The organism is Sanyastnella coralliicola, from assembly GCF_030845195.1.
In the GTDB taxonomy this organism is placed as follows: Bacteria; Bacteroidota; Bacteroidia; order Flavobacteriales_D; family Sanyastnellaceae; genus Sanyastnella; species Sanyastnella coralliicola.
Genome location: NZ_CP132543.1, coordinates 1,157,994 through 1,172,021 on the forward strand (window position 1 = coordinate 1,157,994; position 14,028 = coordinate 1,172,021).

At 41.7% G+C, this 14,028-nt stretch carries 16 protein-coding genes; 7 read left to right on the forward strand and 9 right to left on the reverse strand.

The window, feature by feature from the left end:
- The first annotated feature begins 18 nt into the window (after window positions 1–18).
- Window positions 19–1,266 carry a DUF3570 domain-containing protein gene (locus RA156_RS04875; RefSeq protein ID WP_306643304.1) on the forward strand — a complete coding sequence of 416 codons (1,248 nt, stop codon included), beginning with the start codon at window positions 19–21 and terminating at the stop codon, window positions 1,264–1,266.
- A 37-nt stretch (window positions 1,267–1,303) separates the two neighbouring features.
- Complete coding sequence (locus RA156_RS04880) at window positions 1,304–2,146, forward strand: class I SAM-dependent methyltransferase (protein WP_306643306.1); 843 nt, start codon at window positions 1,304–1,306, stop codon at window positions 2,144–2,146.
- A 297-nt stretch (window positions 2,147–2,443) separates the two neighbouring features.
- Here RA156_RS04880 and RA156_RS04885 read toward each other — a convergent pair whose 3' ends face one another.
- Entirely contained in the window at window positions 2,444–3,184 is a 741-nt protein-coding gene (locus RA156_RS04885) for a hypothetical protein (RefSeq protein WP_306643307.1), read from the reverse strand.
- Between the two features lie 54 nt (window positions 3,185–3,238).
- Here RA156_RS04885 and hutI point away from each other — a divergent pair, with 54 nt between their 5' ends.
- Window positions 3,239–4,483 (forward strand): imidazolonepropionase, encoded by a 1,245-nt coding sequence (gene hutI / locus RA156_RS04890; RefSeq protein WP_306643308.1) that lies wholly within the window; start codon window positions 3,239–3,241, stop codon window positions 4,481–4,483.
- Between the two features lie 237 nt (window positions 4,484–4,720).
- Here the strand turns inward: hutI and RA156_RS04895 are convergent, their stop codons facing one another.
- Window positions 4,721–5,185: a toxin-antitoxin system YwqK family antitoxin gene (locus RA156_RS04895; RefSeq protein WP_306643310.1), complete on the reverse strand. Its 465-nt coding sequence runs from the start codon at window positions 5,183–5,185 to the stop codon at window positions 4,721–4,723.
- 248 nt (window positions 5,186–5,433) lie between these two features.
- On the opposite strand from RA156_RS04895, the gene RA156_RS04900 reads away from it, so the two are divergent.
- Together RA156_RS04900 and RA156_RS04905 are read left to right on the forward strand one after the other, a co-directional pair.
- A complete protein-coding gene (locus RA156_RS04900) occupies window positions 5,434–5,910 on the forward strand; it encodes a hypothetical protein (protein WP_306643311.1) in 477 nt (158 codons plus the stop codon).
- Window positions 5,911–6,021: 111 nt separating this feature from the next.
- Window positions 6,022–6,759 carry a flavodoxin family protein gene (locus RA156_RS04905; protein ID WP_306643313.1) on the forward strand — a complete coding sequence of 246 codons (738 nt, stop codon included), beginning with the start codon at window positions 6,022–6,024 and terminating at the stop codon, window positions 6,757–6,759.
- A 55-nt stretch (window positions 6,760–6,814) separates the two neighbouring features.
- Here the strand turns inward: RA156_RS04905 and RA156_RS04910 are convergent, their stop codons facing one another.
- From RA156_RS04910 to RA156_RS04920, 3 genes are all read right to left on the reverse strand, one after another.
- Entirely contained in the window at window positions 6,815–7,504 is a 690-nt protein-coding gene (locus tag RA156_RS04910) for a hypothetical protein (RefSeq protein ID WP_306643315.1), read from the reverse strand.
- 217 nt (window positions 7,505–7,721) lie between these two features.
- The gene (locus tag RA156_RS04915; RefSeq protein ID WP_306643317.1) at window positions 7,722–7,883 is read right to left on the reverse strand and encodes a DUF1328 family protein; all 162 of its coding nucleotides are present in this window, start codon (window positions 7,881–7,883) and stop codon (window positions 7,722–7,724) included.
- Window positions 7,884–7,913: 30 nt separating this feature from the next.
- Window positions 7,914–8,537: an outer membrane beta-barrel protein gene (locus tag RA156_RS04920; RefSeq protein ID WP_306643319.1), complete on the reverse strand. Its 624-nt coding sequence runs from the start codon at window positions 8,535–8,537 to the stop codon at window positions 7,914–7,916.
- 290 nt (window positions 8,538–8,827) lie between these two features.
- Here RA156_RS04920 and RA156_RS04925 point away from each other — a divergent pair, with 290 nt between their 5' ends.
- Window positions 8,828–9,208: a response regulator transcription factor gene (locus tag RA156_RS04925; RefSeq protein WP_306643321.1), complete on the forward strand. Its 381-nt coding sequence runs from the start codon at window positions 8,828–8,830 to the stop codon at window positions 9,206–9,208.
- Between the two features lie 10 nt (window positions 9,209–9,218).
- Window positions 9,219–10,622: a sigma-54-dependent transcriptional regulator gene (locus RA156_RS04930; protein ID WP_306643323.1), complete on the forward strand. Its 1,404-nt coding sequence runs from the start codon at window positions 9,219–9,221 to the stop codon at window positions 10,620–10,622.
- 45 nt (window positions 10,623–10,667) lie between these two features.
- Here RA156_RS04930 and RA156_RS04935 read toward each other — a convergent pair whose 3' ends face one another.
- From RA156_RS04935 to RA156_RS04950, 4 genes are all read right to left on the reverse strand, one after another.
- Window positions 10,668–11,105, reverse strand: a complete 438-nt coding sequence (locus tag RA156_RS04935; RefSeq protein ID WP_306643325.1) for a hypothetical protein — start codon at window positions 11,103–11,105, stop codon at window positions 10,668–10,670.
- Between the two features lie 11 nt (window positions 11,106–11,116).
- The gene (locus RA156_RS04940; protein ID WP_306643327.1) at window positions 11,117–12,031 is read right to left on the reverse strand and encodes a mechanosensitive ion channel family protein; all 915 of its coding nucleotides are present in this window, start codon (window positions 12,029–12,031) and stop codon (window positions 11,117–11,119) included.
- A 142-nt stretch (window positions 12,032–12,173) separates the two neighbouring features.
- Window positions 12,174–13,595 carry a hybrid sensor histidine kinase/response regulator gene (locus RA156_RS04945; protein WP_306643329.1) on the reverse strand — a complete coding sequence of 474 codons (1,422 nt, stop codon included), beginning with the start codon at window positions 13,593–13,595 and terminating at the stop codon, window positions 12,174–12,176.
- Window positions 13,576–14,019, reverse strand: a complete 444-nt coding sequence (locus RA156_RS04950) for a response regulator (RefSeq protein ID WP_306643331.1) — start codon at window positions 14,017–14,019, stop codon at window positions 13,576–13,578. The genes RA156_RS04945 and RA156_RS04950 overlap by 20 nt, the downstream gene beginning before the upstream one ends.
- Window positions 14,020–14,028: the final 9 nt, after the last annotated feature.

The window sequence follows — 14,028 nt, forward strand, 5'->3', positions numbered from 1 at the left end:
GAAGAGCCCTCGGATACGGTGAAAGTGTACAAGAAACGTGTCTTGGAATCAACCGAAATCGATATCATCTCTAGCTATTACCAGCAGGATGGTCAAAACGCCGCTGTGACCGGTGGTATCGGTACGGAATTCCTCACTGATGCGACCATGGGAATTTCGGTCTCTGTCCCTTTAAACGATGACGATGTTCTTACCGTTGACGGTAACGTCAGCGCTTATACGTCGGCATCTTCTAGTAATGTAGGTCCATTCGATGGACAAAATGCCGACGCTTTTGTAGCCAGTACAGGAGCATCGCATAGCGATGTTTGGACCAACGCGAACATAACGTACAGCCATAGCAGTGATGATCGGAATCAGGTAATCAGTGGAACATTCAGTATCTCCAATGAATACGATTACTTCTCGTTAGGCCTATCTGGTAACTACACCCGCCTGTTTAATAAGAAGAACACAGAGTTGAGCCTGAAAGCGAGTGCTTTCCTTGATCGTTGGAATATTATCATTCCAATGGAGCTTCGTCCGCCTGGAAACGGAGGAGATGAAGATGATGATGATAATTTCGATATCACGCAGTACACCGTTACTGGAAATACGAATTACGCACCTCTATATACTCCTTTAGGTCGATCGAATCGTAATTCTTATGCGGGTGGGTTTGTGTTGTCGCAAGTCTTAGGAAAGCGGACTCAAGCGTCATTGGCTGTAGACCTGATTATGCAAGACGGATTGTTGTCGACACCGTTCCAACGTGTCTACTTCAGTGATATTGAAGATTCATTTATTCAAGACTTCCATTTGGCTGAAGATGTAGAACGTTTGCCATCGACCCGTATGAAGTTTGCTTCTGGGGTTCGACTGCACCACTACTTCAGCGAATATGTTGTTGCGAGGAGTTTCTATCGTTTCTACGTTGATGATTGGGGAATTGTATCGCACACCGCGAGTATTGAGCTTCCTGTAAAGTTGGGCATGAAGTTCACCTTATATCCGTCGTACCGCTTCTATCAGCAAACGGAGGCAGATTACTTTAAGGCATACAATCAACACTTGAGCACTGATGAATTCTATACTAGTGATTATGATTTGTCGAACTATACTTCTGATCAATTCGGAATTGGATTCGGGTACACAGATCTTCTGGTTCAGAAGCATCTTGGGCCACTGGGCTTAAAGAGTTTGAATGTGAAATATTACTTCTACGAAAGGAATACAGGACTGCGTGCAGACTTGATCACTTTTGGAGCGAAGTTCGTCATGGAATAGGGAGGGGTAGACCTCCCTTTTTCCTACCTTCGCCGCCATGTTGAAGAAGCTTTACAGATTCTTACATCCGCGTTTCCAAACGCTCTTCCTTGAATATCCGGTAGATATGAAGCCGCGATATGGTCATGGATTGCCGCCACATCCTGAGTTGTATTCGATTGTGAATGAGCGACGTAATGAGTATAAGCAGTTGTTGGAAGCAGCGAAGAAGTATGAAGAGCATTTTCTTCAGTTCAAAGAAGCCAAGGATGAAAAGGATCCAACGCTTCCCGTTTGGAATAACGACTTTCTTCCTGGCCTAGATATTGTGATGATCTTCACAATGCTTGCAGAGCGTCAACCGAAACGATACATCGAAGTAGGTTCCGGAAACAGCACGAAGGTGGCCCATTTCGCAAAGAAGACGCTTGGTCTGGATGTTCAGATTATTTCCATTGATCCACAACCGCGTGCCGAGATTGATGCGCTGGCTGATGAGATCATTCGTAAGCCTTTCGAGAATATCGATGCTTCGTTTATCGAAGGACTAGGGGAGAACGATATCCTATTCATTGACAACTCTCACCGCATTCTTCCGAATTCAGATGCGATGGTCTTCTTCAATGAAACGCTTCCGAGATTGAAGCCAGGCGTCGTGGTCCACATCCACGATATCTATATTCCATACGACTATCCGCAATTCATGTGCGATCGCTTCTACAGCGAGCAATATGGCTTGATGCACTACATCCTAGCCAATCCACAGCGCTTCCAAACTATTTGTCCGAACTACTTCATCTCTGAAGACAAGGAACTGGATGGTATTTTGAATGGGTTGTGGGAGAAACTTCCGAATGTTGAAAGGCATGGGGGGAGTTATTGGTTAGGGATTAAGGGCTAAAGGGCGAAATGGCTAAAAGGCGAAATGGCTAACGTATTATGCAGTCACTAGTCACTAGACGCTAGACTCTCGTCTCTCATCTCTCGTCTCTCGTCTAAAGAACCAACCCCACCAACCTAGACCGAAATGAAACACGTGTTGGTCTTGGCTTGAGGCCTTGCATGGTCTTCGTTATAGTGGCTTATTTTAATCTAGAATCTTTAAACGATAACCAATAACCAATAACTAACGACTAATAACCAACGACCAATAACCAACGACCAATAACTAAGAACCAACAACCTAACACCAAAACCACTAAAAAGTATAATGCAACAGCCCTTCTATCCCTCTTAACCGAAAAGTGAATTCGCTTGAAGGGGCAGTGCTTCGCTGTGATTGGTCGGAATAGGTCTCACTCATAGGCCATAGGTACAAGACCTCCGGTGTCCAGCGAATCATGAAGTTGAAGTTTTCGTTGATGTATAGTTTTTGTCCGATGGAAAAATCAAGACCTGCGTATCCGTAGGTGATGGTTTGCTCGGTAAAGGTTTCCGCTACAAAAGGTGAAGGGACGTATACCTCAAATTCAGGGTCGAGGTAAAACGGACGAATACGCTCGCGATCAAACTCTGACCAGAACCCAACTAAAACATCTACTCCGTAGGTCATAGAGCTCTTTTGATCTGCTTTGTACCATTCGGTTCCGAATCGAAAATCGATGTTGTAGTAGTTTCTTGAATCATATTGAAAGGTGATGGTAGTATCTGACCAACTTACCGGTGAATCATTGCGTTCTTCTTCGTAGAATTCTCGATCTTCAAAGTTCACTTGGAAACGCCAACTGCGATTGGGTTTGACTTGACGTTTGTACATCAAGCTGTATCGCGAAATGACCGGGGTACCGTTCATGACTGTGACAATGGCCGGGGTGAGGTTTACACCAATTGAATTTACCTTCTCAGGCATGGTGAAAACCACGGGCTCGTTGTCATATTGTGCTGACAATGAAGGAGCAATGAGCAGCCAGGTGGCAAGAAGAATAAGGTGTCTGATCATCGTATCCCAAGGTAGTCTATTGCAGGGAATGAACAAGGAATTATCTTCGTTGCCATGAAGTTGCTGATCAAGAATATCAAAGGACTCGTCGGTGCACGAGAAGAAGCTCCTAGCATTTTAAAAGGTGCTGACATGAAAGATCTTCCGATCGTCGAAGACGCATGGCTGGCGGTGGAAGACGGTGTCATTGCTGACTTCGGTAAAATGGAGGACTGGCCTGGGATTAGCGACTGGCGTGACCTTGAAGTGATTGAAGCGGATGGTCAGTTTATTCTTCCCGGATTCGTTGATAGCCATACACATATTGTCTACGCCGCCAATAGAGAAGGGGAGTTCGTTGACCGAATTAAAGGACTGACATATGCTGAGATCGCAGAGAAAGGTGGGGGCATCTTAAACTCTGCACGCAAGCTGGCAGAGGCTTCTGAAGATGATCTGTTCGAAGCTGCTTTCGCTCGCGCGGAAGGGCTCATTCGCATGGGAACAACTGCCCTCGAAGTGAAAAGTGGGTACGGACTCTCCATGGAAGCCGAGTTGAAGATGCTACGTGTCATTCGACGACTCGAAGAAGCATTGCCAATACCGGTTCGTTCAACCTTCCTTGGAATGCACGCCATTCCCATGGAATACAAAAGCAATCCTGAAGCCTACATCGATCTTGTAATCAATGAAATGCTTCCTGCGGTAGCAGAAGAAAAACTAGCAGACTACGTAGATGCTTTCTTAGAAGATGGATACTTCTCAGCTGAGCAAACAGTACGTCTCATCGAAGCTGCAGACAAGTTTGGTCTTGACGCCAAAATCCACGTGAATCAATTCACTGCTACCGGCGGGGTTCGTGCCTGTGCAGAAGCAGGAGCCCTCACCTTAGACCACCTCGAGGAACTCACCGATGACGACGTCCAAGCCATGCTCCAATACGACACGATCCCAGTCGCCCTTCCATCGTGTTCCTTCTTCCTCAGCATCCCATACACCCCAGCCCGCCAAATCATCGACGCTGGATTACCTTTAGTTCTCGCCACAGACTACAACCCAGGATCTACACCAAACGGAAACATGAGCCTTGTAGTTGCCATGGCCTGCATCAAGATGAACATGCTCCCAGAAGAAGCAATCAACGCGGCGACTTTAAACGCTGCTGCCGCACTACAACTCAGCGAGGTCACCGGAAGCATCACCCCCGGCATGCGCGCTGATTTCATCCTAACCAAACCGATGTCTTCGATCAATTATCTACCATATTCGTTCGGAGAGCAGTTGGTGGATGAGGTTTTTGTGGCAGGAAAGCGGTGGTAGGATTGTGGAATGCGGATCGCGGTATGGAATTGATACCACGAACCACAAATCGAATCAACCAGACTAAACGAATGCTTCTATTGACATGTTTAAGTCCTATTCGTAATCTCTTCGAACGCGGATCAGAGAATTAGCTGGGTTTAAAGAGAGAAAGCAGAGATTTTTAGTTGGGGGAGTTAAAGTTTTAATTGATCAAGAGCACTAGATACAGACTCCTAATCCGTAGGATACTGTCATTTAGCTTTTTGCACAGTATTTTTTGAGTAGGTTGAATCTCTTTTGCGTATAGAATTTTGAAGACCGAGCTTCTCCGTTTTTCTTGAAACGTTTCCATTCTCCGATTTTAATTCCATCTACAATTCTTCCTTCAGATTCGATATTTCCATTAGGCCATAGGTATTTGACATAGCCAGTGAATTGTTTGTTTTGGTAGTCCTCTACTTGTCCTACAGCAACGATGAGTTCAGTCGTTGGTTCGATGATTACGATTTCTTGCCCCAGTGATGAATTATATAGGGTTCCTATGTATGATAAACTATCCGATTCATCCAAGATGTCTAAGTCATGAGAGACGTTTTTGTATTCTAAAGGAGTTTTATGAAATACAGGAGGTTCGATGTTCTCAACCACTGCAAGCAGTCCGTCTTGTTGACCGAGGATTGTGAGAGGAATAGAGAGTAATAGTATAAATAGAGTTTTCATTTTGATGTGTTTTATTCAACATACCTAATGAAAATGTTGGGCCGTTTTCGACATGTAGCCTTGAAGTCGGTGTTTGCGTAGGTTTTAGGTACTTCGACTAGAGCAATACAACAGAGTTTTGAAGAGAGATTACGCGATAAGGGGAAAATTTTCCACAGTTAAATCCAATTCGAGAATGCCAGTTTGTTATATATCAAGTACTCAGAGAAATGGCACGTGGTTTTCAGTATTATGGGAAAACAACAGCCATGAAAAAGACCATATTACTTTTATTCGCTATTTCAATGTGCACATTTGGTTTTGCACAAAACGATTACAATCTCGGTATTGGAGTTAGAGGAGGCTTAGCTAGTGGGTTAACCATTAAAAAAGCCACAGGAGCCTCCACTGCAGTGGAAGGAATCTTCGGATTCCGTTGGAATTCCTTCCAAGCCACAGTGCTCTTTCAACGTGCTAATAACCTTGGGTCAGATGAAAATTTGAACCTATTTTATGGGCTAGGAGGTCATATTGGGTCATATGGAGGGAGATACGCTTACCTTCCTGATGATTACGAAAATGGGCGTTTTGTCAATGTAGGAGTCGATGCAATTTTAGGTGTTGAGTATACATTCGATAGTGCTCCATTTGCTTTGAGTCTAGATGTTAAACCTGCAATAGATCTAGTCTATCTCTCTCCTATTTATATGGGTGCAGGCTTGAGTCTTCGTTATGTAATTGAATAACAACTCTTCCCTGAGAATCAAGCTCTGGCGTTGCCAGGGCTTTTTTTTTCTAGAAATAGAACAAAAATGGCTGTTTAGTAAGAAGAAATACAATAATCAAAAAATAAATCTATGGATAAAAAAAGCACATTTGAAGGATTAAAGGCGGTGTATATTAACTGCACTTTGAAAAAATCCCCAGAAGTAAGTCATACGGCCAAACTTATGCGTGTATCGGAGGCTAGAATGCGTCATGAGGGGGTGAATGTAGAACGAATACGTCTAATTGATTATAAAGTAGCTACAGGTGTCTATCCTGATATGACAGAACATGGATGGGATCAAGATGATTGGCCTGAGATTGTTAAACGAATAAGGGCGGCTGATATTCTTGTCATTGGATCTCCTATTTGGTTAGGTGAGAAATCATCCGTCGCTCAAAAGTTGATTGAGCGGTTATACGCTATGAGCGGAGAGACGAATGAAAAGGGTCAGTATTCCTTTTATGGCAAAGTTGGGGGGTGTATCCTGACAGGGAATGAAGATGGCCTAAAAAGTACAGCTAAAAATATCTTATACGCTCTACAACATATCGGTTTTTCTATTCCACCTCAAGCCGATTGTGGTTGGCTTGGAGAAGTAGGACCTGGCCCTAGTTATGGCGACATAGAATGGGAAGGTGAGAGACTTTCGGAGCCTGCGGGATTTGCGAACGAATTCACGAAGAGGAACTCAACATTTATGACATATAACTTACTGCACTTAGCACAGATGTTGAAAGAGCAGCAAGGTTATCCTTCTAAAGGGAATTCAGCCAGTGATTGGGATCAAGGCGAGCGTTGGGCTTTCGAAAATCCAGAATACCGCTAAAAAAAAAGAGTCACTTTTTCAGTGACTCTTTTTATTTATTTCAAGATTGAGGTTATTATTCACTATCAGGAACATCGACTTCAATTTCCTTTTCTTCGGTTTCAAGTTCTGCACTATCGTCCTCGACAACAATGGTTTTCGAAGGGGAACTTGTTTCTACTTCATCAGGAGCAATGGTCAAAGTGTAGTCTGCTAGCTCGTCTTTATATTTCAACTCGTTGGTAGAGATTTCAGTTTTGGTCTGTGCAAGATCATTTTTAATTACAATCTTATCTTGGTCCATACTGATTTTACCGGCCTCACTTTTGACTTTCACACATTTTTGACCTTCAAAATCAATACTGAGATCATCGTCTTCATATTCGTAGTCGTAGGCTAGATCATTCATCATTGATTCCATATATACAGCATATTGATCCATAGTGAGTAAATCATACAGCTTTGCATCACGCTCTGCTAGAATTAGTTTGACGCGGTTGTCATAGATCTGATCATTCAACCTATATTGATCTTCAATCTGCAGAATTCTACGCGTCGTCTCGTTGTTTAATCGTTCAACCGCGAACATTTGATCTAAGGTTAGACCTAGATCTTCCATAGCAAGACTGCGGATGGCATTTTCATTAGTTGTTTGCATGTTTTCGATGCATGACTCAGAGCCGTCAAGGGTGTAGTAAGCTTGTTTGGTTTGAGCGGTTGTTGACAACGTAAGTGCCAACATAAAAATCATTAGAGTATATTTCATAATAGTATTAAAATTTATTTGATAGATGTAGAGCAAATTCTATTCCTTTACTGATAATCAGGGGGTTGTGTTCTTGCATGTGTTGTTTGCTGTAGTTGTTATTACTCATAATGTAGAATAGTGTTCACGTTAAATAATCCAATTGTTTAGCTTTCATTTTTGTCCTAAATGAGAAAACCCCGCAAATGCGGGGTTTAGAACCAACCAACCAGTCAACTTATCCGTTGACTAATTTTTTTAGAATGTTTACCACCAAAAGTATTAGGGCGATAAAGAAAATAACTTTAGCTATGGTTGCGGCACCAGCTGCAATTCCTCCAAAGCCCAGAATGGCAGCGATTATGGCAATAATTAGAAATGTGAATGTCCATCTTAACATGAGAGTAAGTGTTAGTTTATTAAATGATTATTACTGAATGAGTACAAAGCCAATTTTTCCATTAACTGTGAATACTCTATTTTTGAGGTCAGGAGTGAATTCACTCGTTCCAATACGCACTACACCATAGTCGTATCGAGCTGTTGCACCAATGATGAGTCGGTTTAGAATCAACTCGATGCCTCCACCGAATACGATTCCCATGTCTCCGTCTTTAACAGAAATATCATTGTACTGAGGATCAACATCATCCAGGTTGGATAAGTATACCTGTTCTTCACTAATTCTGGTAGCAACATAAGGTCCGATAAAAACCTTCGGGTAAATGGTTTCCCCAATTGGAAGTCTCAAGTTGAAAAGAATAGGGAGCTCTGCGTAATCAAGACGGATTTGTTGTACTCCGTTAGAAGTGAGAACATCGGCTCCCTTGTTTGTAACGAGAAATTGTGGTTCAATAGAAAATGTTGGGGTAGGGGCCAAATTCAAACTTACGCCTAACCGAGATCCTACTGTTGGATCAACATTATCTGAGCTCAGTCCTCCGAACGTCGAGTTAGCTAGTCCGTAAATGAACCCGGCAGATACTGATGATTGGGCCATGACTCCGCTAATAGAGCAGAAGGCGATTGCGAATGCTATTATATATTTTTTCATCGTAGTAAGAAGTATAGTGATACCAGTACCATCAATGTTATGATACTGATGGTGAGTTTTTTAATGAAAGGTCGAGGCTTCTCATCCTTCCGTTGAATTATATCTCCGTCTGATGCGGATTGGGTGTGTTTATTATCTTTCATACCTACACTATGACAAGTTCCGCTCCAAGACTCTCGAAATAGTTTGAATTCTTAGATATACCTTGTTTATTAAGGGTTTTCGAATGTTTGTTCGTTGAATAGCAAGAACATAAGGGGGAGGGAATTGTAGAATACTTGCAACAGACTGTGAAGGAATTGGTCAACGGCGATATGACACAGAACGTTTTTATACTTGATGATGAAGATGATTTGCGGGGTTTAATTGTTAGATCTTTAGTGAAGAAAGGATTCAAGGTGGAGGATTATGCCACGGTATCAGCGATTATAGACAAATTGAATTCTGGTGCACGACCGGACATAATGATCTTGGATTACAATTTACCTGATGGAAGTGCTCTTGATGTTTTGCAGCTGGCAGGGTTCGACCCAAGAGAGTGCAATATTATTGTCATTTCAGGATCATTAGGTGTAAAGGAATCTTGCCTTGAACATGGCGCGGACGCGTTTATTCCCAAGCCGATTCGAATGAGTAACTTGTTCGCAGTTATAGATACACTAACAACTTAGATTCTATCAGATGAAAGACATTAATGTACTTGTCATAGATGATGATGTAGACATCTGTGGCTTACTTCAGCGATTTCTGGAAAGAAATGGAATGAAGGTGGAGACGACATTTTCAGGTAACAGCGGAGTGAAGCTCTTAGAAAGAAAGAAATTCGATGTTGTGTTAACTGACTTTAGACTTCCAGACCTGAGCGGGATAGAACTTATAAAGCGATTAAAAGCAACAAGGGTTTCAAGTGAGATCATTGTGGTCACCGGATATAGTGATGTGCGTAAGGCCATCGAGTCAATTCGTGTAGGTGCTTTTGAATATGTCACTAAACCGATTCAACCAGATGAGATCCTTGAAATTATTAAGGCTGCGTTCGATAAAAGCGAATCAAGGAGCAGCACAGCAGATTTACCAACTACAGAAACAAAAGTACCACAGGTTAAACCCAAGAAAAGTAGCAAGACCTACCTGACACCGAATAGTGCGTACGCGAAAGACTTGGATACCAACATTTCCATGGTTGCTCCTACTGACTTCAGTGTAATTATTTTAGGAGAAACTGGAACTGGAAAAGAGGTTGCAGCCAAATCAATCCATGAACGCTCAAAAAGATCCAATAAACCTTTTGTCGCAGTTGATTGCGGGGCCTTACCTAAGGAGCTTTCAGGTAGTGAGCTTTTTGGACACATCAAAGGAGCATTTACCGGAGCAATTAGTGATAAAACCGGTAGTTTCGAGGCGGCAAACGGGGGGACGCTTTTCTTGGATGAAATAGGGAACTTATCTTATGACAATCAAATCAAGCTTCTAAGAGTTCTGCAAGAGAGAAAAATCCGAAAAATTGGTGGAACGAAGGAAATAGAAGTGGATGTTCGCGTAATCGCGGCAACAAATGAGGATTTAGAGGAATGCATTCATAAAGAAGACGGATTTCGGGAAGATCTTTACTTCCGTCTCAACGAGTTCAAAATTAAGCTATTGCCTCTCAGAAATCGGAAAAGTGATATTCATAGTTTCGCTAACTTCTTCTTAGAGGAAGCAAATGAAACTCTCGGTAAGGAAATCAAAGGTTTTAGTGACAAAGTCGAGGAGAAATTTGAAAAGTACTATTGGTACGGAAATCTTCGAGAGTTAAGAAACGTGGTTCGTAGGTCAGCCTTACTTACCACAGGTGAATTTATTGAATTGGATGCTCTTCCTCAGGAAATCGTACATCCTAGTCAATTGGGTTATTTTGAAGATGTAGCTGAGGTTTCTGACGAAATAACAGATTTGAAATCGATTACTGAAGATGCAGAGCGAAAAGCAATAGAATCTGTGCTTGTGAAGACAAATTATAACAAGACTAGGACAGCCGAGATCTTAAAGATTGACCGAAAGACCTTGTATAATAAAATGGCTTCCTATGGAATTGACGTATAAAAAAAGGCTCTCAATTGAGAGCCTTTTTTTGTAAAGCTGTTAGTATTAGCTCTTAAACCAGTCGGAAATATCGTCCTGGATTTCTTCAAAGTCGTTTTCTACTCTGTCCATCCATTCATTCGTTTCCTCTTTGAACTGTTCCCAGTTCGAGTCGTTGTTATCGAGCTTGTCAAGTCGGTCATCTATTTGTTCTCCCAATTCTTCAAGCTCATTTTTTGCTTCGGTCCATTTTTCATTGACTTCATCTCCAGCGTTCTCCATTTTTCTTTCAAGCATGGCTAGTTGATTGTCAATGTTTTCGTCCATCTCTTCCAGAGATTCTTTTAATTCAGATCTGGAATCATGTACGTCGTCTTGAAGTTCTTCAATGGCTTGTTCTGTTTCTTCAACTAACTCTTGTGCAGGATTGTCATTTTGTTGGCATGCCCAAAAAGAGGTTAGACTAAAACAGATAGCGGCGAAATAAATTGCGGTCTTTTTCATTTTTATGTGGTTTAATTATTGTTTTCATTAAGTATGTGAAGCTGTGTATTACTCAGCCCCTTGCCTCCTCTAATTCCAAAATCAAGAGTTCTGATTGGGAATGGGATGCTGATATCTTCGCGCTCAAAAGCTTGTTTGATGGCAATAACTCCATCGCTCAACCCCTTGAGGTACTTTGACTGTTTGTGTTCGTCTACCCAGTATCTTACGGTAAAGTTGATACTACTATCTGCGAATGAGTTATAAAAGACGGTTACCTCTTTAGACTGATCCAGAAGATCTAGGTTTTCAATGGCTGTTTTCGCCACTCTCTGGGCCTTTTCAAGATTATCACCGTAACTAACCCCGACATCAAGGTCAATTCGTCTTTTCGGATAAAGAGTGTAGTTCGTCAATGCGTTCTGGAATATTTGCTTATTCGGGATAATTACATCTTGACCTCGAAAAGTGCGTATACGTGTTGAACGTAGGTTCATTTCTTGAACAATCCCTTCGTTCCCAGAAGTTTCAATGTGATCACCTATTGAGTAAGGCTTCCTTGTTGCAATTAAAACACCTGCAACAAAGTTTGAGGCTATGTCTTGGAACGCAAAACCTAAGGCGAGGCCCACAACACCAACACCTGCTAATAGAGATGTTACGGCTTTGTCTAAATGAAGGATAGATAAGGCAACAAAGGTACCAATAGCTATCACAGCGACATATAAAATGGTTCCGCTTAAGCGAACTAGAGAAGCGTTGTCTGTGAATTTGGATAGTAGTTTTTTTCCTGTACTGCGTACGAGGCGTGCTACTAACCAAAAAGCAACAACTACCAAACAAGCAATAACGAAGTTTGGTAACATTTCAATGAATGTGGTTGCCCATGACTCAAGCTTCGATGTGACGAGCTCAACGGATTCGGATATGGAAAAGTCTTCTAGCATGATTTGTTTCTATTTGACATACTAGAGTTCATAAACCTTGCCCTTTGGTTTAATTCGCTGTTAGACAGTGAGATAGAGTTAAAAATGGACTAAGGTCAATCCGTTTGTTGGAGACTCTTGACAACAAATTGTAGATGATTTCCTACAGCGGAAACACTAAAGTGAACGTTGTTCCTTTACCTAATGTGCTTTCACAGTTAATCGTGGCACCATGAGCTTCAATGATGTTCTTGGTCAATGTTAGACCAAGTCCCTTACCCGATGATTTTCCAGAGAAAAAAGGCTTCCAGATTTTCAGTTTTGTCTTCTCGTCCATACCAATGCCGTTATCACACACTTGAAACACAACACTTGATTCGGAACATTCAACTTTCAACTCGATTGTTGGAAGATCTTGGTTAGCAACAGCTTCGACAGCATTTTTAAGTAGGTTCGAAAGAGCGAGCAAAAACTTTTTTTCATCAACCTTGAAGGGGGCGCATGGACCTGTGGTAACCAGAAAGTTGATGTCTTCAATGGCAGTCCGATCGGCTATTGTTTTTGCAGCTTCCTCGGCAATTTTTTCGGGCGCTTCTTCATCTAGTCTTAATTCTGAAGGACTTGAACTATCGAGAATCAAATCTACAAGGTCATTTATACGCACCCCATTCCTCTTAATGATGTCGAGAAAATAGCTAAGATCATCTTGATTCAATTCATTATCCACACCAGATTCAAGTTGTTCCACAGAAAGTTGAATGTTGGTCAAAGGATTTCTAACCTCATGAGCAATTAAACGTGCCATTTTCTCTGCGAACTGTGCTTTCTCCCGATCTTTTTGCTCGGAAATAAGTCGCATCTGATCTGAAATGTCTTGAAGAAATACCTGAAATTGAATATCGTCTCCAAATTCAGTTTGATCTACTATACTAATGGTGACTTTCTTTGTCCCGAGTTCAGTCTGTATTTCAAATGGTCCTGAATTCTTCGAATCGAATAGACTTGCCGATACAATTTTATCATCATGGTTAAGTATATGAAACAGATTCATACCTGATGATGCATTCGGGTACCACGAAAAGAATGCGTCATTAAAAATGGCAATCTCTCCAGTCTTTCTCATTAGAACTATTGGATTCGTAGAATTCTTAAAAATCGACCGAAATTTGGTCTGCTCTCGGAGTAGCTCTTTGGATTGGATATCTCTGAGAATAGTGTAGCGTATTATCTTATCCAATAATTTCGAATTCAGATCTTCTTTGGCTAGATAGTCGGCTGCACCGGAACGAAGTGCCTCAAGATCGAGGTCTTGTTTTTTTTGCCCCGTGAGCAAGATATAAGGTGGGAGAGAGGATACTGACTTCTTTAAATCTTCAATTAATTCTAATCCGTTCTTGGCACCCAGGTAGAAATCGACGAAAAGAATATCAAACGGACGACTTGATAGCTGTTCGAAGGCTTCAGTTGGTTTCTTGGCCCAAGTCAATTCGAATTGAAAGGAGGTGTCGAAGAGAAAGTCTTCAATAAGAAAACGTTCATCTTCATCATCGTCGATTAGGAGAATCTTATAATGTTCGTTCGACATAAGGCAACTTCACAGTTTGCAACCAATATTTTTCAATTTGCTGCGCTATGTCTTTTAGCTCATTATAATGACTTGGTTTCGTGATGTACGAGTTAGCCCCAAGAGAATAAGTCAACTCGATGTCATCCGTATTCTCAGAAGTTGTGAAAATAAGGATGGGAATGTTTCTGAAGGCATGATTTTGTTTGATGACCTCCAAGGTTTGCCGGCCGTCCATTTTGGGCATATTCAGATCGAGAAGAATTATTCTCGGTAGAGTCTTCGAGTCTTCAGCTTGGCTTTGTTGTAAATAGGAGATAACCTCTTCGCCATTCTTGGCAAATTGGTACGTTATAGATGAATCAAGATCAGAGAGAGCGTCTTCTAAAATTAAACGATCGTCTGCATCATCTTCAGCAATTAGTATATCTGGGTAGCAAGTCATATCTACATG